This is a genomic window from Maritimimonas sp. 2210JD6-3, from assembly GCF_056591795.1.
In genome coordinates this window covers 23,240-42,613 of record NZ_JBWQOJ010000007.1, presented here as the reverse complement: position 1 = coordinate 42,613, position 19,374 = coordinate 23,240, and the positions used below count along the sequence as shown (strand labels likewise).

Sequence of the window (19,374 nt, the reverse complement as noted above, 5' to 3'; positions counted from 1 at the left end):
CCAAAGTGTTTTGAATACTGTAAAAAGCACCTATTTATTTTAGATTTTCAAATCATCGAATAATTTTACCAATTTAGGATCAGAGGGTCTGGGCGCATCCGCAGAAACAATCTTTCCCTGTGGATCTAATAGAATAAAACGAGGAATACCGTTTACCTTATAAGCATCAACAAAGCTTTGATCTTCGTTAGCATATAACTGAATTCCAGTTAATTCTTTTTCTTTGACCATTTTTTTCCATTTGTCATACGCACTTTTACGGTCTAAAGAAATACTTACAAAGGCAATGTTTTTACCATGAAAGTCTTTTTCAACTTGTTTTAAATACGGTATTTCAACTTTACACGGACCACACCAAGTAGCCCATAAATCGATATACACATATTTGCCTTTTAAATCATCTAATGAAATTTCTCCACCCGCATAATTTTCATAATTGGTAAACGTAGGTGATTGGGTTCCTTCACTTAAGACAGTTGCCAAATAATGCTTTTGTTCATATATGTTATTGATGAAACTTTTTAACCCATCAAAATTTTTCTTTTGATCGGCAATAAAAGTAGAATCTAAATCATTAGCTGTTTCTAGCTTATTTAGAAAATCATCAGTTAAAGAATTTACTTTTTCATTAAACTTTGTACGTTCTAATTTAAATAGTGAATTGTCTTCAAATATCTTTTCTTGAACCAGTGTTGCTTCAGCAAGTTTATTATTTGCTTTAGAACCCACACCTGTGAATTTTAAAGACGTATCAAATGCAGTTGCATCTATGCTCATATTAATATCATCTCCATTCTTTACGTAAATATTTAAATATTCTTTTCCATCAAAAACCGAAAAGTAACTCTCATTTGCTTTTAACGTATCTTTAAAAGTACCATCATCATTTACTTTTATTACTTTTTTATACTGAATTTTAGGATTTAATACTACTAAAGAATCAGAGTTTTTATTAGTGATTTTCCCTGAGAAAGTCACATAATCTTTAGGTTCTTGTTTACAAGAAACAATTACCATAGCCATAACAGCTATATAAATTACTTTTTTCATTATTACTTATTTTTATTCTTAAAATTACTGATACCTTCTTTTAACCATGTGAGGTACGCATCTATATTTGGATTGTACGCAGAATACTCATTTAAATTTTCACCATTATGATCTAACAATACATAATAGGGCTGCGCATTTGCTTTATATTTTTTTATTTGAAAATCACTCCATTTTTGCCCTATAGATTTAATATTCTTACCCGTAGTTTCAGAAATATATTGTTCATTTTCTGGAAGCGCTCTTTTATCATCAACATACAAAGAAATGAGTACAATGTCGTTTTTTAAAATATCTAAAACCTTAGATTCTGACCAAACACGTTCTTCCATTTTACGGCAATTTACACAAGCATGACCAGTAAAATCTAATAAAACAGGCTTTCCTTCTTTTTTAGCATATTCCATTCCTGTATTATAATCTAAAAAAGTGATGATATCATGAGGTCCATATTTTGCGCCTTCAGGTAGTTTTTGTTTTGCTGATATACCACCAGATTTTACATAACCTACCCCATGTGGAGATTCGCTATATTGCATTGGTGGTGGGAAACCACTAATAAACTTTAACGGTGCACCCCATAAACCAGGAATTAGATAAATTGTAAACACTAATGTGGTGATTCCTAATAATAAACGACCTACTGAAATATGTGTTAACGGTGAATCATGAGGTAGTCGAATCTTTCCGAGTAGATATAACGCCATGACTCCAAAAATAGCAATCCAAATTGCTAAAAACACTTCTCTTTCTAGCCAATGTAATTGCAATACTAAATCTGCATTTGACAAGAATTTAAACGCAAATGCTAATTCTAAGAAACCTAGAACTACCTTAACTGTATTTAACCAACCTCCAGATTTAGGTAAAGAGTTTAACCACCCTGGGAAAGCAGCAAACAAAGCAAAAGGCAACGCTATGGCTAATGAAAACCCTAGCATACCAATAATTGGAGCGATGCCTCCTTTTGAAGCAGCTTCAACAAGTAAAGTACCCACAATAGGTCCCGTACACGAAAAAGAAACGATTGCAAGCGCTAAAGCCATAAAGAAAATACCGATGAGTCCACCGCGATCGGCTTGAGCATCAATTTTAGTTCCCCAAGAACTCGGTAATGTTATTTCGAAAGCGCCTAAAAATGAAATCGCAAAAACTACTAACAATAAGAAGAAAACAATATTAAAAATTACATTGGTTGACAGGGCATTTAAAGAATCAGCTCCAAAAATAGCTACCACAAGAGAACCTAGTAAAACATAAATTATTATGATTGATAAACCATAAATAATAGCATTTCGAATACCAGCAGCTTTGTTTTTACTCTGTTTTGTAAAGAAACTCACCGTCATAGGAATCATTGGAAACACACATGGAGTCAACAGCGCAGCAAATCCTGATAAAAAAGCAATAAGAAAGATACTTAACAATCCTCTACTTTCTTCTTTTTTCTTTAAAGTACTTACTTTTTCATTTTCTAATGCATCCTTTGAATCAGCTGTAAGATCATCTTTATTTTTTACTGTAGTATTTTCTGAGGTTATCGGAGTTGTTGAAGCTTTACCTTGAACCGAAAAACTTAGTTCGACCTCAGTAGGTGGTAAGCAATTAGTATCATCACATACCATAAATTCAACCGTCTCATTGATGGCTATTTTATCATCAGTTCGTAATCGAATACGTTGTTTAAACGTAGCCTTATCTTCAAAGTATTTGATGTTCATTTCAAATACTTTATCAAACTCTTCATGACCCTTATCTTCTTTGGTACTACCTACAAGTGCATACTTACCTTCAATATTTTTAAAGCTAAAAGTGGTGGGTATTGGACCATCTTCAGGAATGCTTTGCGAGTACAAGTGCCATCCTTCATCTATCGTAGCTGTAGCAATAAGGTCAAATTCAGAATCAGAAATCTTTTCTACAGTAGTTTCCCATTGTACTGGCTCAAAAATTTGTGAGAAAGAAAAAACACTTGAAAATAGCAGTAGTAAGGCTATATTTAATTGTTTCATTAACTAAATTTTTTGTTCACAATTAACATTTTAGGCGTATTGATAGCGTAAACATTACAATTAGTGTTATAATTAATTACAAAGGTCAAAAGTAGCTGATTTTAAATAAATTCGATGGTTTTTTCTACCACTTTTTGCAAAGGATTTGTTAAAAAAGAAGCAGTCCATGGATGCTTAGTACCAAACGTATGTGATCCATTTTCAACAATGATCAATTCACTTTTAGAGTTCCATTTATGAATTGATTTTGCTTCCCTAATTTTAATGGCTTCATCATTATCACCATGAATAATCAAATGAGGAATGCTAATTCTTTTTGTTGCCTTTTCTATATTTAATCGCTCTTCATTTGCTTTGAAATTTTCATAAAATTGATAGTTATGAGGCATCATTTGCTTAGTTCTACCATTCATTACATATTTAACACCCTCTTTTTTCCATTCTTCAAGATTACCAATAGTTACTGTTCTTTTACCAAAGTCACTTACACTTGCCCATGTAATTAACTTAGTAATTCTAGGGTCTTCAGAGGCTTTTATGGTGACGATGCCACCACCTCTAGAATGTCCAATAAGTATAATTTGATTCTTCCTAATTTCATTTTCAAATTGCGTTTCCTGTAGTATCCAATTAATTACAGAATCTAAATCATCAAGTTCTTTTGTATAGTTATTTTCTGCAAAAGCGTCAAGATCTGGAAAATCGATAGGTTGCTCAGGCGTACCACCATTGTGTGAAAAGTTGAATTTTAGAAAAAAGAAGTCTTGCCTAGCAAATTGTTCGGCTACCAAGTTCCAACAACCCCAATCTTTAAAACCTTTATAGCCGTGAGCAAAAATTACCAAAGGTTTTTTTGCATTATTTCTTTTAAAAAAAGTGTCAACTAGAATTGGGCGATTATGTTTACCCGATATACTATGGTTTTTAATGATTTCCATTTATACCTTTGTTGTTAGTTTTTCTTCAAAAGGAATCTCTATATCAAAAATTTCTAATACCAATTTTTTTAATTGTCTTTCAAATTCAAGTAATGTATCTTCGGTTATAAGTGTTTCTTTTTTAGCATTATACCCCTCTCGATCTTTTTTAGTAAATTTTAAAAACCCGGCATTTAGGTTTTTAAAAGAAATAATACCTGCTTCTATAGGAAGAGCTACTTGATTACTATGATACATTAAATATGTGTAGGCTAACACTTGAAAGGATTTACTGTAGTTGTCATAATCTGTGAGTAGGTCTTCCCAGTGCACCAACGAGACTTTCTTTTGGTCAACCTTTCCTGTTTTATAGTCAATAATACGAGTTGTACCATTCAATTCATCGATTCGATCTATTTCACCTTTTAGACAAATTGTTCTGCCTAATTCTTCTATAAAAATTTCGGTTTCTACTTTATGTTCTAGAGCGATTATTTTGATTGCATTTTCTTTGTCGATAAGATTTCGCTCTTTATCTAAAAAATTATTGATATACTGCTTTGCTATATTGAAGATCATCAAATTTTTTCCTGTAGAAATATCTCCATTTTTATATTCTTCTTCGAATTTCCTTTTAACCTCAATGTTGATTTTCGACCTCATTGTAGTAATATCCTCGCTAGCAAGTATCTTTCCTTTAAAAGGTATGTAAAGTGTTTCTAGTGTTTTGTGAATAATGGTTCCTAAGGTATTTACAGCAAGGGTTTCTTCTAGTTCATCAACCTCCTTTACTCGCAATACTTTTTGCTTATAAAAATCAATTGGGTTATATATATATGAAGTCAGTGTGGTAGGAGAGAAGCCTTTACTAGCTAAAGCTTCTAATACTTTGAGAATAGACTCATTCTTTTTAATAACCTTAGGAAGAATTTTCGAAGCTTTTACTTTAGGACTTACAATATAATTCTGTATTTCTTCAGACTTACTCATTTCTAGTTGTGTAATAAAACGACTTTTCTCTCCTGAGCCGTATTGGTCATTTTCGGTATTATATAGTAGGTAAATGTTTTTTGCTCTTTGTAAGAGTCTATAAAAATGATACGAAAATATGGCATCTTTTTCCTGATAGGTAGGAAGTCCAATTTCTCTTTTTACATCGTAAGGAATAAATGAATTTTCTGATCTTCCAGAGGGTAAAATACCTTCATTTACAGATGTTATTATTACCGTTTCAAAATCGAGAACACGGGTTTCTAAAACACCCATTAATTGTAAACCTGATAGCGGTTCTCCTTTAAATGACAATTTCTCACTTTGTAGTAACTGCACATAAAATTGAAATAAAGTCTTGAGGTCTTTTATATAGCCATATTCTTTATTCAATGTATCTAGTTCACTAAAAATAGTTTTTATTTTAAATAGAAATTCTTTTTCAATTTGATTGTTGGTTGCTGTTTTGAGTATTTCGATTACGTCTGAACAAGTATGCAATAAAACAGAAGCATCATCTGAGTTTATAGAAGAAAAAATGAGCAGTATCGATTTAACTTCTTCATTATCTCTAGTTATTTTTGATAAAGTTTCATATGTTAGGCAGGAATAGTTATTTTTAATAATTTCATTAATTAAAGAATCACTTTTATAAATACCTTTTATTGAGGGGTGGTTTAAAATCTTCAGTACCTCTTTATAGTAATAGCGACCATTTTTAGCATTGATATGGAGCTTGAAAATATGATGAAAAAGTTTACTAATTCCCATGTTTTTTAAGTCATATCCCATAGTAATATTCACATTTTTAACATCTTCTGACAAAGAATTAAGAGCTAAAGGGAGTAAAGATTCATCGGCTAAAACTAATGCAGTATTTTGAAAATTATTTTTTATCTCTTTAGAGAGAATCTCACCAACATACTTTAATTGACTGTTATTTTTTGGTGTACCAATAATGTGAATATTTTTAGATTCTTTGAAATGATTTTTAATCCATTTAAAAGGTTGTTTTTCGTAGTATTTCCAATTCTTCAAGTATTTATTTAAGAATATAGAAGTTTGATTGTTATTAAAATAAAATTCATCAGCATCCCAGTAGATAGATGCAAGCTCATTATCAAGTAATTGCTTTATAATTATTTCTTCTGAAGTATTTAGTGCGTTGAAACCAATGAATATGAACTTTTTATTATTATTGTTTTCAATGTATAAAGAAATGTTTTCTACCGCTTCTCTATAAAGCATTCCTTGATATCCTAATTTTTTATTTAATAACCGCTCATATAAAGTAGTATAATAAAGGTGTAGCTTATTAAAAAATGAAAAATAGTTTTTAGTAAAATGGGTTTCTTTACCAATTTCCCAGTTCTCAATTCTGTCGATATTTTGTAAGTAAGTAAAAATATAGTTAGAATTGACTCTATGACGATCTATTTCGTTAAAATCTTGTAAAGCTATATGCGCCCACTTAGAAAAATTATCAAATGTTTCAACTTTATCCTTTTCGGTATGTTCTGAATAAACAGTATAAAATTCGAATAGAAGCTTTGTTGAATCTATTGAAGTAAGTGAAGACAGCTCTTCTATAAAATCTTCTATACTTAAAATTTCCGGAAAAAGAATAGCTTTTTTGACTTTTGCTTTTATTTCTTTTTTTAAGAAAACACCAGCTCTTTTACTAGGTAAGATAAATGTATATTCAGAAATAGAATAATTTTTCAGTAAAAGGTCATCAAGCACATCGCCAATAAATGTTTGCATAGAACTAAAATACAAATATTTGAATATAAAAAAAGCCGTACTTTATTATAGTACGGCTTTTAAGATTTGTTTGAAATCTAATTTAGTCAGCTAAATTAATTTCAGTTCTTCTATTTTTAGCTCTACCGCTTCTCGTTCTGTTAGAAGCAATTGGATTTGCTTCACCAAAACCTTTAGCAGATAACCTTGAAGCGCTAACACCCTTAGATACTAAATAATCAAGTACTGCTTGCGCTCTTTTTTCAGATAATCCTTGATTTAGAGTTTCAGAACCAACACTATCAGTATGACCTTCAATACTGAAGTTAGAATCTTTAAATTCTTTCATAATATCAGCTATTAAATCAAGTTTCTCAGTTACACCTACTCTAAATGAATCCTTACCTGAGTTAAAGTAGATAGCTTTTGCAAAATCGTCTAATTTAGCTTTAGCTTCTTCTGTAATGATTACTAAAGGACAACCTTGATTAGAAGCAGGACCTACTTCATTAATACAGTTATCATCTTTATCTAATACGCCATCACCGTCAGTATCTGGCCATGGGCAACCTTTGTTTTCAGCAGGACCAGCAGTATCTTTACATTCATCATCTTTATCATAAACACCGTCACCATCAGCATCTGGGCAACCGTTATTAGCAGCAGTACCAGCATCGTTTGGACATTGATCATCTTTATCTGCTACGCCATCACCGTCGGCATCTGGGCAACCATTTAAAGCTGCCAAACCAGCTACTTCTGGACATGCATCGTCACTATCTTTTATACCATCACCATCCGTATCAGGACAACCATTGAATGCTTCTAAACCAAATACTTCAGGACATTCGTCATCTTTATCGTAAATACCATCTTTATCAGTATCTTTTCCACCAAATTTAATAACTAAACCTAAAGCGTGTTGAAAATGAGGTAAAACACGATCCTCATCAAATGAGTGCTTGTAAGTAGATTGTAAGTTCACACCAACAAAATCAGTGAACATTACGTTGAAACCAGCTCCACCGTTAAAAGTACCAGCACCTAGTTCATCTATCCACGTATAACCACCCCCAACAGAGACGTAAGGATCAAACCATTTAGATTTACCAAATAGATTATTCAAATTATAACGTATATCTAAATCTCCCGCATAGTAAGAAAGATCATTGGCTGGAATATCACCGAATTGCTCAATTCTATTTAAAGAACCAGCTAACCCTAATGAAAAACCATCACCTAAATAACGACCAACTCTAACTCTTGAAATAGAAGGTAAAATATTATAGTGATCTTTAACGTTAAAAAATTCATCAAACCATTTGCCTTGACCAGCTGAAGTTTGGTTAGTTGGATATGTATCGACTGCATTAATACCGAAGTCAATTGACCAAGGATTGTTTTCATCTTGTGCGTTTATGCTAAAAGAAGCAAAGACTGCCAAAACAAAAATTAATTTCTTTAAATGTTTCATGTTTAATAGTTTTAATTTATAGTTTCTGTTAAAAAATCTATTTACAAATTTAATTTTTATAACTGCAAATATAAAAAATCTTAATAATTATAGTGTTCTAGTGTAAATTTAATTTTAATAAAATATTGCACGGTTATCTTCAATAGTTGCTGTCTTCTTTAAAGCGTTGTAAGAATTATTGGATTTATTCTTTAAATCTCTGCTAAGATTACTAGCAAAGCTATTGAAATTTTCAAGTTTAGCTGGTGCTTCTACTTTATTTATCTTTATAGCGAAAACAGCATTATTACTTCTAATATCATATTGTTTGTCCTTTTCTAATAAGGTCAAGGTATTTATTAATTCAGGCACACGACCAACTCCAGGCAACGTAGGAGTATTTAATGTAACAGCTCTACTAGAAGATATATTAGTTTTATACGCATTAGCTACTTGTTGTAAGGATTTACCTGCTATTTCATCCATGATGATTTGAGCTTTCTTATCATTCATTAACTTACTTCTAATCTTAGATTTATCATTACCAATAGATAATCCTTTTTTAATTTTCTTATCAAGTTTTACAACTGCATATCCATTATCGATGTCAAACCTCTTAATATCATCTACATCTGTATCTTTTTCAAAAGCCCATCGTACAATTTCTCTTTGATTACCCAGTATAGATATTCTTTCGTCAAGTTCTTTTATTGAATAAATTGGCATTACTGTATATCCTTTTTCTTTACCAAGTTCTACCATGTCTTTAGTATTAGAGAGATCAGATGCAAAAGTTTCTGCTTCTTCAAAAATAGCATTTTCGGTTGCTTCTGAAGCTTCTATTTTTCTTGTGAAAGTTGCCAGCTGAAGGGCTTTTTGTTTATTCTTTTGACCTTCAATTTCGATAATATGAAAACCAAAATCGGTTTTTACAACTCCCAAATCTCCCACATTTCCTTCAAAAGTGAAATCTCTAAATTCTGGAACCATTTGATTATAAGGATACCAATCATACTTACCTCCCTTGGCAATACTCGCTTTATCTGAAGAATATTCTTTAACGAAATCTTCAAATTTTGATTTATTTATTTTTAAAATAGTAAGCAAACTATCTGCTGTCTTTTTTGCTTCTTCTTGTGTTTTAGTAATGCTAGCATCTGCACCTCTAGCACCTAGAAAAGGAATTAAAATATGTCTAGATTTTACCGAGTCAGGTAATTGTTTTACATCAACTACTTTTGTTAACTTGTAGTATTCACCATCCTTATAAGAGCCATAAACATCACCTTTATTAAAAGAAAAAATGGTATCAGCTAGTGGTTTTACCATTCTAGCTTTTGTGTAATATGCCATATCTAAAGGCGTATCTGAACCATTTTCAGTAAAAAATCTTGCGTAATCGCTTGTATTTTTTAATCCAACAATATTTACATTACCTTTAGTCGCAGACGAATATTCTTCTCTATCATTAATTAATTTTGCAACCTCAGCTTTTATAGCAGCTTCGTCTTCTGGAGTAGCTTTTATATCAAACTTTACAAATGTTAAATTTCTAGCAGCTTCAAACTTAAACTCATCACGATGACTTTTAACATAATCTTTAATTTCATCATCGGTTACCGTTGCTAAACTATCAGAAATTTTTGTGAAAGGAATGTGAACATACTCTAAATCTAGTTTAGTATTTTTAGAAATATAATCTCGTTCACCTTCAACTAAAGTTGCACCTAAGCCCGCTTTTATTAAATTAGAGTAGGTGTTAAGCTCAAGATTCGTTTTTAAATTACGTTCGTAATTCAACCAACCCAACCATTGTGCTTTACTTTGCTCATCATCACTCGCGCTTTCTTCAAGTGTAGCGATATATTCTTTTAATTTATCTTCATCAAAAAGACCAGCTTCATTCTTAAATTGTGGACTATTCTGAATAAATGGTTGCTTCAAAACTTCATCCCATATATCTTTTTCTCCGACAACAATTCCAGATTTTTTTAATTGAGTTTCATATACTTTCTCTCTTACTAAATTATCCCAAGCAGTTTTAACACTTTGCAATTGTGAGCCACGGTTATTATTTCTGGTTCTTTGTTGGTCAACCAATTCAGCAAATTCTTCACGTGAAATAGATTCACCATTAATTTCACCAATTATGTTTGTGTTTTTATTAAATAACGGACTGTTAGCATCAAATAAACCAGTAAGTACAAAAGCAAATAAAGCCATTGCAATAATGATAATTAAGAATACCGAACGTTCTCTAATCTTTCCTAAAATAGCCATTCTTCTTTTCGTTTAAATAAATTAGTGTGCGAAAATACAATTTACCTTGAAATAAAAAAAAGATAATCTACAGGAAATTACCTAAGAATACAATGCTATTCTTCTTTGTATAAAACCTTTAGATAAATGTCTTCAATCTTAGATGAAGAAACTTGTTTTATTAAAAATTGAAAGTTGTCTATTTCAACAATTTCATCTTGCTCAGGAATGTTTTCAGTATAATTTGTAATAAGTCCACCAATAGTTTCGTAGGCATCATCTTCTGGGAGCGATAGATTATACGCTTCATTTACGTAATCTACTTCTAGACGCGCAGAGAATTCAAATTCGCGATCGTTTATTTTATGTTCAAGTAGTTCGGTAGTATCATGTTCATCTTCAATCTCTCCAAATAATTCTTCAATAATGTCTTCTATAGTAATTAATCCCGAGGTACCGCCGTATTCGTCTAAAACTATGGCAACACTTTTCCTTTTTTTAGTTAATCCGTTAAGAATATCGTTAATCATCATCGTTTCGGGCACAAATTCTATGGGTACAATAATGGAGCGAATATTTTTAGGCTTTTTAAACAATTCAAAAACATGTACGTAACCAATAATGTCGTCTAGTGAATCTTTATATACCATGATTTTTGATAGCCCAGTTTCTATAAATAATTTTTTAAGATTTGTTAATGTTTCGCTAACATCAATGGCAATGATTTCTGTGCGCGGAATCATTGCTTCTCTTGCTTTTACATCATGAAAATCTAATGCATTTTGAAATATTTGAATTTCTGAGTCTATATCTTCTTCATCTGAAGTTTCTAATTGTTCTGTAATATAATTTCCCAATTCAATTTTACTAAATTCTAGTTGTGCTTCATCTTTTGTAGTATTAAAAAATACATTTAATATGAAATCAGAAATGGCAGCAATAAAACCTGAAAAAAAGTAAAACACTAAAAAGAAGAAATACGCAGGTAATGCAAAGAATTTTAAAGCTTCGTTAGCATAAATTCTAAAAATGGCTTTTGGTAAAAATTCTGCTGTTATCAATATAATGAGTGTAGATATTATAGTTTGTAATAGTAAGACAACAAATGCATTTGAAATAATTGGTATAATGTAGGGCGTAAGTAATTCACCCATAAAGTAGCCATAGACTACTAATGCAACATTATTTCCCACCAACATTGTGGTGATGAATTTTGATGGATTTTCGGTAAGTCGGGTTAATATTCTAGCAAGCCATCCTTCGTTTTTCTTCTCAATTTCAATATGCATTTTATTAGAAGAGATAAAAGCAATTTCCATACCTGAGAAAAAAGCAGATAGTAAAATAGATATGACAATAATACTTATTTGTAATACCATCGAATTACTTAGCTTTTACAGGAATTATTGCTTCTTGTCGTCCTGCGATATAAGTGAAACCATTTTCATCAAAATACCCTGGTTCTTCTAACATGATTCTTATGTCTCTATTCCATTCTTTTATATGCACCGTTGTGTTTAGCTCGATAGCATATGCCGTTTTGTAATGAATAGGATAATCACCGTTTACTGGAACGCCTTGTTGAGAATCCCACATACCGATAGTTGTTCCTGATGAATGCCCATAGAGCCCTAAAGGATGCGTGTAAATGGATGGCCTCAAACCTTCTTTTTTTGCTTCTGAGAGGGATTCTAATAGAAGCCCATTTCCAGTTTTTCCTTCAGCGAAATTAGTAGTAAGAATGTCTTGAAGACGATTTCCTTTTTTTAATGCTTCTTTCAAGAAAGTTGGTACTTCAGATTCATTATCTTTTAATACATAAGCGTGCTGTTGACAATCTGTATTAAGTCTAAGGTATGTTATACCAAAGTCACAATGTAATAAATCTCCTTTTTGGATGATGTTTTCTCCTGGTCTTTTAGAAAAAGAAGTAATATGACTACCTAATTTTTCACTACTACGCTGAATATCTACCGTTGGATGGAACCAAGTTTTTAAACCAAGATCATTTAATTTTTGCCTTAGAAACCAAACTACATCTTCGGTAGATGTTACACCTGGTTTTATGGTTTTATTTGAAAAGGCTTCAGCAATAATATCATGTGTTAATTTTGAAAGCTGCTTAAAATATACCATTTCTTTCTCGGTACGAGTCTCAATCCAAGCAATGGCTAACTTTTCAGCAGATACAATTTTGCTTTTATATTTTTCTGGTAAGTTTTTGGTGAACCAATCATAATCTGTTTTTACCAAACCATCGGCTATACCAAAATATTTTGAAGTGTTTAATGCAATTTTAGAAGGTTCTCTATCTTTTATAATTTTTAATAGTGCTTTCCATTGATCGGGTTCCTCTTCTTTTTTCCAAGCAGATTGTATGTTTTCACCAACATTATATCTAGCAACCGCCAGTTTTTCAATGCTATTCTTTTCTTTATTTCTATAAAAAACAAGAATGGTTCTTCGTCGAGCATTCAACCAAGTTGATGGGAGCATCGTTCGTAGCACGGGGTCTTCATTATATTCTCTAGAAATCAATACCCACATATCGATATCTGTTTGATTCATTAACTTTGGGAGCAAATTATCAAACCGATCCTTTAATATTTCATCTTCAACTTTTGCTCTATCCTTTAAGGGTAAAATTTGAGAAGAAGTTTGAATTGTAAAAAAAACGAATAGTATAAGAAAAAGAAAGTGTTTAAAAACTAAGGGTCTATTTTTCATCATTTTTATTTTTTCTGCGCTCCTCATAACGAATTCTAAATCTTCGTTTAAAGTATAGCATAATGACTAAAAGTACAGAAAAAAACAGAAATATATAAGCCTTATTTCTATCAATATCCCAGCGTTGAATGGCTGAATAGATTGAAAAAATAATAAGACCGATATAAGCTATTTCAGAAAATCGTAAATATTTGTTCATAAATTATTCGTTTTCGTTTACATAAACGGCACCACTAATATTTTTCATAGTAATTTTCGTAAGATCTTCGTTAGATTCAAAGCCTCTACCGTTTATGGTGTCAGTTTTTGTTATTAGTTTGAATTTTTTTTCGGTATAAATATAGTGCGTACTTTGATCCCAATATAACTGCTCAGTATATAATTTAGAATTGTCTTTATGATTCGTAATAACCACGTTGCCCATTACTTCAGAAATAGAGGTTTTGCTGTAAGTTCTGGCATAATCGGCAATAAGTGTTGTTGAATCTTTATCGTCAAAAGAAGTAATTTGTATCCCTTTGGGGAATTCTTGATAAGGATGATTTTCTCTATTTCTAAAATCGTACAGCAATGGTGTGATGAGTCTAGTTTTTACAAAGCCAGAATCTGTGTGAATCATATTTATGTTTTTCGCTTCAGCCACAGGTAGATTTTTATCGGCTAAAAAATCTTGTACTTCTTTTATATCATTACCACATGAAAAAAACATTGCTGCTAGAAAAAGAGCAGCAATGTTTAAAATTAATATATGTTGAACTGATTTTAACATCAGTATATTTTTATGGTATTCTCACCGTTTCACCAATCCAGCAACCTACTCGATGCGAAGCCCCAGATTTTAAACCTAATTGAAATATTAATTTTTTAGAAGGTCCATTAGCTTTATAGCTGCTATAATATTTACCAGCAGCTTTCGACAAACTAGGATCTACTCTTTTAGCCTGTAATGCTTTATTAGCAGCAGCTATATATACCATTCTTTTGGTAAACTCATCATTTCCACAACTGTTTACACTCGCAGCATAGGCTCTTGCAATTAATAAATAGGCCTTACCCATACTTGGTTGATATTGTAGTGCTTCTCTAGCATATTTAGCAGCTTGAGAAGGACTTCTTCTAACCCACGTAGTTCCGATATTGTATAAAAGCTTAGCCTTTTTATAAGGATCAGTTTCTAAATCAACTGCTTTTTTTCTATAGGTTGTTGCCTCCCCTTTTTTACCTCGGTCTTCAAGTACTTTTGCATAATATACATAGGCGTCTGCAGACGGTTCAGCATTTACATAGGCTTCAACTAATTTAGGAAATATAGGATCATCAGTACATTCTTTGGCATTTAACCTCGAAGCTGCTCTTCGCAACCATTTTGCATCTGTTTTATGTTCTTCAAAGCCTTTATTGTATAATGGTATTAACCTATCACAAGTTGCAACCGTACCTAATATATTATCAAAAATACCTTCTACTTGACCAAGACCTATTAAATTGAGTGTATCAATTCGCATTTCTTTAGCCTCTTTTTTAGATAAAGTAGCACCACTATCTAATTTGCCCTGCAATTTATCTTTTGACTTGATATATCCATCCATTTTTGTATTCACAGCCTCCATACCATCATCATAAGTATCAAAAACCATTTGCGTATTAGTGTCTTTATTTCGCTCAGTAACAGCTTTAAAATATTTAGCTAAATTTTTAATACTCATGGCTGAAGGATCCGTTTTAAAAGCTTTCTCTAATTTTTCAAAAACTTTATCGTCAGACATACCACGATCTTCTAAAGAACCAGCCCAGTCACTATAAACTTTTCCTAAATTATCAGGGAAATGTTGGATTCTCATTTCATACACTCTATCAATAAGCTTACTCTCAGTTTCTTTTGCAGCACCAGTCGCTTTTTTATATCGATCTTCTGCAACTTTTAAACCTCTACTATAAATTAACTTTGATGCTTTCGGGCAATTATCCATAACCCATAACCAAGGCTCATAAGCATTATCAAAATTTCCTCCTTTAGCAGCTTCGTTGAATAATGATAACTGAATTTTACATTTATCAGGTTGAGCACCATATTTATCTTGTGCATATGTTTGATTAATTCCTACCGTAAATAATAAACCTAGTAGTAAATATGTAACATTTCTCTTCATTTTGGTTATTTTTATTATTAATTTAATTTTTGCTTTCTAAACCACCTGTCTGTTAGTGAAAATGCGACTCTAAAGTTAAGATAATTTTCTCTAACCAGATTGTTAGTTGTTTCTCCGCGTTGGCCTAATTCAATTCCTAAATTTATATTCGATAATTGTTTGCCAATCGGTAAGCCTACCCCAAAAGACATGCCAAAATCATTAATTGATGTATTATTTACAAGTAATCCTAACTCTTGGTATTTAAAACCTAACCTATAAGTAATTCGCTGCCAGTAGTTTGAAATAGAATTTATTTTTGGTGTATAAAATCCTCCAACAGAGATTCGGTTAGATTTATCGTATTGAAATGTTGCATTCTGTGTTAATTGTTCTTTAAATGATAATGCATCTTGAAATTCGTATTCTATACCAGCATACCAATTATTCTCTTTTCCAATACCAGCACTAAGGGTAGTTTTCGTAGGGATTGTAATGGTATTTTTAAATGATTGATTAATTGTTGTATCCTTATGTTGTTGAGATGTGGGATTAGGAATGTTTTCAGTTGAAATACGAAAACGCCTTCCTTCATCTGATAATTCATTCTCTAATTCAACTACTAAACCAGCTTTTAAAGCTATTTTTTCGTTCAACTTTCCAACATATTGAATACCTCCTTTTACTCGCAATGCTCTCACATCAGAGTCAGTTTTTTCTAGCGTAGCTAAAGGTATTCCGTTACGTCTATTTAATAAACTATTTTCTATACTCCCAAAAATATAAGAACCTTCTATGCCAGCGCTAAAATTTTTGCCTATTTTATGTCCAAAACCAACAAAAACACTATTTGTTCCTCCTTCTCCAGTAAATAAATTAATAGCAGTTAATTGATTATTGGTATCGAATATTTCTTGACTTAATGAATACCCAACTGTAGAAAAGGGTTTAATACCAAATGATACTCCTGCCTTTTGACCTATTGGAAACCCAATTGCTAAATACGAAAAAGAAGCATTAGACCCAGAAGCTTTATTCGAACCATCATTTAATTGTATTGCTCTATTTTGACCTGCCAAGCTATAATTAGTAAATCTTAAATGTGCTAAAGCAGCAGGATTTGTAAAGTTTAATAAATACGTGCTATTAAAAGCTCCTCCAACTTCTCCCATACCCATTTCTTCTACTGTTTTTGTATTGGAGTTCTCGCCAATACCAAAAATAGAATAAGGTGAGTTATTTGTTCTCTGAGCAAAAATAGTTAGAGAAATTAGTAGAAAAAGTAATCCTATTATTTTTTTTATCATTCGTCTGTATTGTGTATCAAAATACTATTCAATCCTTCCAACAAAAAATTTGGATTGGCAAATATGCTACTTTTTAGCTTTTTAGCCAAGAAATTTGTGTTACCGCCTGTTAAAACTACTGTTAAAGTTGAATATTTGTTTTCGTATTGTGTTATCACACCTTTAATTTCCTGAATAACACCATTTAAAACACCCGATAATATAGATTCGTTTGTGTTCTTTCCGATCACAGAAAATGTGTCTATTTCTAACAAAGGTAAGTTAGCAGTATAGTCATGTAATGCTTTAAATCTAATATTAATGCCTGGAGCGATTGCCCCTCCTTTATATTCATTTTTTTTATTTAGAAAGTCATAGGTAATACAGGTACCAGCATCAATAATTAATACATTCTCTTTTGGTCTATCTTGAGCTGCTGCAGCAACAAGAGCAATTCTATCGACTCCTAAAGTTGAGGGTGTTTTATAATTATTTTTAAAAGGTACTTTAGTTTTATGATCAAGAACAATGATTTTTTTGCTATGCTCAAATAAGTTGTTGTCAATAATATCAGGTTGACCTACCGATGAAATAATGACATTTTTTACAGCATATTTAGCTAAAATTTTTGCAATCTCTTTATTCGTTTTTTCATGAGATGAAATGCGTAATTCTTCAATTTTTTTGTCTTTAAAAATTGCTATTTTACTTCTAGTATTACCAATGTCGATGATTAAATTCATACCTGAATGAAAAGTTGTAAATTTACAAAAGCAAAATTTATAAATTTATCTTTGTCAATTTTAAAAATGAATATATATTTGCATCCGCATTTATGCAATTGGTGCCTTAGCTCAGTTGGTAGAGCAAAGGACTGAAAATCCTTGTGTCCCTGGTTCGATTCCTGGAGGCACCACCACTAAAAAGCCGATCAAATTTGATCGGCTTTTTTGGTTTATATCATTTTTAAGTTATTGACTTCTTGTTGGGTAAGGTGTCTCCAATGGCCTCTTGGTAAATTTTTCTTCGTCAACTCAGCAAATAACACCCGATCTAATTTGGTTACTTTATATCCAAAATACTCAAAAATTTTATGAACTATTCTATTTCTACCAGAGTGAATTTCAATACCCACTTCAGTTTTGGGTTGATTCTCTATATATGAAACGGCGTCTATAAAAACCATTTTACCTTCAAGTATAAAACCTTCTGAAATTTTCTGAAGGTCTTTCATAGCTAATTTCTTATCTAAAGAAACCTGATACAATTTTTTAAAAGGTACTTTAGGTTGTGTTAGCTTTTTAGCAATATCACCATCATTCGTAAATAATAATAGTCCTGTGGTATTACGATCTAGTCTTCCAACTGGATACAAACGTTCTTTCGTTGCTCCAGCAATTAACTCCATTACCGTTTTTCTACCTCGTTCATCTTCGCTATTCGTAATATAATTTTTTGGTTTATTGAGCAGCACATATCGCTTAGTTTCAGGACTGATTAAAGATCCATCAAATCGCACTTCATCACCTGGTTTTACCTGATATCCCATCTCAGTAATAACTCTACCATTTACAGTAGCACTACCAGATTGTATATACGTATCTGCTTCACGCCTTGAACAAATACCAGCATTGGCTATGTATTTATTTAAACGAATAGTATCTGAAGCTGTTTTCTTAGTAGTGTCTGAAGATTTTCGCGAATCCTTTTTGAAGCTAGGTTTGCCTTTGCTAAACGTTTTCTTTTTTGAATTTGTAGTTCGAGAAGTACCGCTGGCGTGTCGTCCTCTCGACGATGATTTTTTAGTTGCCATTTATTAAATTTTGCGCAAAGATACTTCTAAAACTAATTGAACACTACTCTTTTATAGAAATAGTTGATTGTCGTTTAGTATTTAAGATCAATTTTGTAACATCAGGTCGAGAATAGTGACCAACAGGATCAAAATTTTGACGTTCTTCAAATACCCGATTGAAATCTAAAGTCTCAATAATCAATCCTTCTTTATGTAGTTGTGGTTCGATAATCCATTCACCATCAGGACCTGCAATACAACTTCCTCCGTTTGCTAAAATTTTTGGTGATTTTTCTAATATTTTATCTAAATGAGGAGTGTCTTTTGGGAAATCATTTTTTGTCATTAAGCTAGAAACAGAAATAACATACGATCTTGATTCTCTAGCAATGAAACGGGTAATATCTTTGGTATTGTGATCGCTACCAGGCCAAACAGCAATATGTAAGTTTTCTCCTTGCCCATAAAGTGATGCTCTTGGTAGCGGCATCCAGTTTTCCCAACAGTTTAACCCTCCAACAGTGAATTGTTTTAACGAATGTACTTGTAAACCGTTACCATCACCTGGTGCCCAAGTTAGGCGTTCATCATAAGTAGGTTGTAATTTTCTATGCACAGATTTAATTTCACCAGTTTGATTAATATAAACCAAAGAGGCATAAATACTATGCCCTCCTCGGTCTAAAGGTCTTTCGATAATACCTAGGTATATTGCTATTTTATACTTAATGGATAGTTTACAAATAGCATCAAGATCCCCTTGTTCTATAGTAATTGAATTACGAACATAATGTGCGTGAATTTCTTTGTTAACTGTTGTATTCCATTCTGCTCCTCCTGTAAGTGCCAACCAAAAAGGATAACCAGGAACTAACCCTTCACCAAAAACAATTAACTCGCATTTATTTGCTGCAGCTTCAATAATTGCATTTTTAACTTTTTTTAAAGTTTCAATTTTATTCAACCAAACGGGAGCAATTTGGGCAAGAGCTACTTTTAATTGATTATCCATT

15 protein-coding genes and 1 tRNA gene are annotated in these 19,374 nt (G+C 31.8%); 1 reads left to right on the top strand and 15 read right to left on the bottom strand.

The window, feature by feature from the left end; all coding sequences use genetic code 11:
* Positions 1 to 39 precede the first annotated feature (39 nt).
* From AC1EUY_RS05145 to AC1EUY_RS05085, 13 genes are all read right to left on the bottom strand, one after another.
* The gene (locus tag AC1EUY_RS05145) at positions 40 to 1,050 is read right to left on the bottom strand and encodes a TlpA family protein disulfide reductase (protein ID WP_480194437.1); all 1,011 of its coding nucleotides are present in this window, start codon (positions 1,048 to 1,050) and stop codon (positions 40 to 42) included.
* A 2-nt stretch (positions 1,051 to 1,052) separates the two neighbouring features.
* Complete coding sequence (locus tag AC1EUY_RS05140) at positions 1,053 to 3,062, bottom strand: protein-disulfide reductase DsbD family protein (RefSeq protein ID WP_480194436.1); 2,010 nt, start codon at positions 3,060 to 3,062, stop codon at positions 1,053 to 1,055.
* Positions 3,063 to 3,163: 101 nt separating this feature from the next.
* Positions 3,164 to 4,000, bottom strand: a complete 837-nt coding sequence (locus tag AC1EUY_RS05135) for an alpha/beta hydrolase family protein (protein WP_480194435.1) — start codon at positions 3,998 to 4,000, stop codon at positions 3,164 to 3,166.
* Entirely contained in the window at positions 4,001 to 6,733 is a 2,733-nt protein-coding gene (locus tag AC1EUY_RS05130; protein ID WP_480194434.1) for a PD-(D/E)XK nuclease family protein, read from the bottom strand. It abuts the gene before it with no gap.
* 82 nt (positions 6,734 to 6,815) lie between these two features.
* Positions 6,816 to 8,186 carry an OmpA family protein gene (locus AC1EUY_RS05125; RefSeq protein ID WP_480194433.1) on the bottom strand — a complete coding sequence of 457 codons (1,371 nt, stop codon included), beginning with the start codon at positions 8,184 to 8,186 and terminating at the stop codon, positions 6,816 to 6,818.
* 114 nt (positions 8,187 to 8,300) lie between these two features.
* The gene (locus AC1EUY_RS05120) at positions 8,301 to 10,445 is read right to left on the bottom strand and encodes a peptidylprolyl isomerase (protein ID WP_480194432.1); all 2,145 of its coding nucleotides are present in this window, start codon (positions 10,443 to 10,445) and stop codon (positions 8,301 to 8,303) included.
* A gap of 95 nt (positions 10,446 to 10,540) precedes the next feature.
* Entirely contained in the window at positions 10,541 to 11,803 is a 1,263-nt protein-coding gene (locus tag AC1EUY_RS05115) for a hemolysin family protein (protein ID WP_480194431.1), read from the bottom strand.
* Positions 11,804 to 11,807: 4 nt separating this feature from the next.
* Positions 11,808 to 13,154, bottom strand: a complete 1,347-nt coding sequence (locus AC1EUY_RS05110; protein ID WP_480194430.1) for a M24 family metallopeptidase — start codon at positions 13,152 to 13,154, stop codon at positions 11,808 to 11,810.
* Positions 13,141 to 13,350 carry a hypothetical protein gene (locus tag AC1EUY_RS05105; RefSeq protein ID WP_480194429.1) on the bottom strand — a complete coding sequence of 70 codons (210 nt, stop codon included), beginning with the start codon at positions 13,348 to 13,350 and terminating at the stop codon, positions 13,141 to 13,143. The genes AC1EUY_RS05110 and AC1EUY_RS05105 overlap by 14 nt, the downstream gene beginning before the upstream one ends.
* A 3-nt stretch (positions 13,351 to 13,353) precedes the next feature.
* On the bottom strand, positions 13,354 to 13,920 hold the full coding sequence (lptC, locus tag AC1EUY_RS05100; protein WP_480194428.1) for an LPS export ABC transporter periplasmic protein LptC: 567 nt from the start codon (positions 13,918 to 13,920) through the stop codon (positions 13,354 to 13,356).
* 10 nt (positions 13,921 to 13,930) lie between these two features.
* Positions 13,931 to 15,301 carry a hypothetical protein gene (locus tag AC1EUY_RS05095; RefSeq protein WP_480194427.1) on the bottom strand — a complete coding sequence of 457 codons (1,371 nt, stop codon included), beginning with the start codon at positions 15,299 to 15,301 and terminating at the stop codon, positions 13,931 to 13,933.
* A 17-nt stretch (positions 15,302 to 15,318) separates the two neighbouring features.
* A complete protein-coding gene (gene bamG, locus AC1EUY_RS05090; protein ID WP_480194426.1) occupies positions 15,319 to 16,587 on the bottom strand; it encodes a BamG family beta-barrel-assembly machinery protein in 1,269 nt (422 codons plus the stop codon).
* Positions 16,584 to 17,309, bottom strand: a complete 726-nt coding sequence (locus tag AC1EUY_RS05085; protein ID WP_480194425.1) for a type III pantothenate kinase — start codon at positions 17,307 to 17,309, stop codon at positions 16,584 to 16,586. The genes bamG and AC1EUY_RS05085 overlap by 4 nt, the downstream gene beginning before the upstream one ends.
* A gap of 100 nt (positions 17,310 to 17,409) precedes the next feature.
* On the opposite strand from AC1EUY_RS05085, the gene AC1EUY_RS05080 reads away from it, so the two are divergent.
* Positions 17,410 to 17,485 (top strand) — tRNA-Phe (locus tag AC1EUY_RS05080).
* A gap of 36 nt (positions 17,486 to 17,521) precedes the next feature.
* On the opposite strand, the gene AC1EUY_RS05075 is transcribed toward AC1EUY_RS05080, so the two are convergent.
* Both AC1EUY_RS05075 and AC1EUY_RS05070 read right to left on the bottom strand, forming a co-directional pair.
* Positions 17,522 to 18,379 carry a pseudouridine synthase gene (locus AC1EUY_RS05075; protein WP_480194424.1) on the bottom strand — a complete coding sequence of 286 codons (858 nt, stop codon included), beginning with the start codon at positions 18,377 to 18,379 and terminating at the stop codon, positions 17,522 to 17,524.
* Positions 18,380 to 18,422: 43 nt separating this feature from the next.
* The gene (locus AC1EUY_RS05070) at positions 18,423 to 19,373 is read right to left on the bottom strand and encodes a carbon-nitrogen hydrolase family protein (protein WP_480194423.1); all 951 of its coding nucleotides are present in this window, start codon (positions 19,371 to 19,373) and stop codon (positions 18,423 to 18,425) included.
* Between the last annotated feature and the right edge of the window lies 1 nt (position 19,374).

Bases quoted from the DNA above. Each gene is read 5' to 3' on its own strand.
- AC1EUY_RS05120 (WP_480194432.1), bottom strand. From the start codon at position 10,445: ATGGCTATTTTAGGAAAGATTAGAGAACGTTCGGTATTCTTAATTATC.
- AC1EUY_RS05075 (WP_480194424.1), bottom strand. From the start codon at position 18,379: ATGGCAACTAAAAAATCATCGTCGAGAGGACGACACGCCAGCGGTACT.
- AC1EUY_RS05105 (WP_480194429.1), bottom strand. From the start codon at position 13,350: ATGAACAAATATTTACGATTTTCTGAAATAGCTTATATCGGTCTTATT.
- AC1EUY_RS05115 (WP_480194431.1), bottom strand. From the start codon at position 11,803: ATGGTATTACAAATAAGTATTATTGTCATATCTATTTTACTATCTGCT.
- AC1EUY_RS05070 (WP_480194423.1), bottom strand. From the start codon at position 19,373: ATGGATAATCAATTAAAAGTAGCTCTTGCCCAAATTGCTCCCGTTTGG.
- AC1EUY_RS05145 (WP_480194437.1), bottom strand. From the start codon at position 1,050: ATGAAAAAAGTAATTTATATAGCTGTTATGGCTATGGTAATTGTTTCT.
- AC1EUY_RS05085 (WP_480194425.1), bottom strand. From the start codon at position 17,309: ATGAATTTAATCATCGACATTGGTAATACTAGAAGTAAAATAGCAATT.
- AC1EUY_RS05095 (WP_480194427.1), bottom strand. From the start codon at position 15,301: ATGAAGAGAAATGTTACATATTTACTACTAGGTTTATTATTTACGGTA.
- AC1EUY_RS05125 (WP_480194433.1), bottom strand. From the start codon at position 8,186: ATGAAACATTTAAAGAAATTAATTTTTGTTTTGGCAGTCTTTGCTTCT.
- AC1EUY_RS05130 (WP_480194434.1), bottom strand. From the start codon at position 6,733: ATGCAAACATTTATTGGCGATGTGCTTGATGACCTTTTACTGAAAAAT.
- bamG (WP_480194426.1), bottom strand. From the start codon at position 16,587: ATGATAAAAAAAATAATAGGATTACTTTTTCTACTAATTTCTCTAACT.
- lptC (WP_480194428.1), bottom strand. From the start codon at position 13,920: ATGTTAAAATCAGTTCAACATATATTAATTTTAAACATTGCTGCTCTT.
- AC1EUY_RS05110 (WP_480194430.1), bottom strand. From the start codon at position 13,154: ATGATGAAAAATAGACCCTTAGTTTTTAAACACTTTCTTTTTCTTATA.
- AC1EUY_RS05140 (WP_480194436.1), bottom strand. From the start codon at position 3,062: ATGAAACAATTAAATATAGCCTTACTACTGCTATTTTCAAGTGTTTTT.
- AC1EUY_RS05135 (WP_480194435.1), bottom strand. From the start codon at position 4,000: ATGGAAATCATTAAAAACCATAGTATATCGGGTAAACATAATCGCCCA.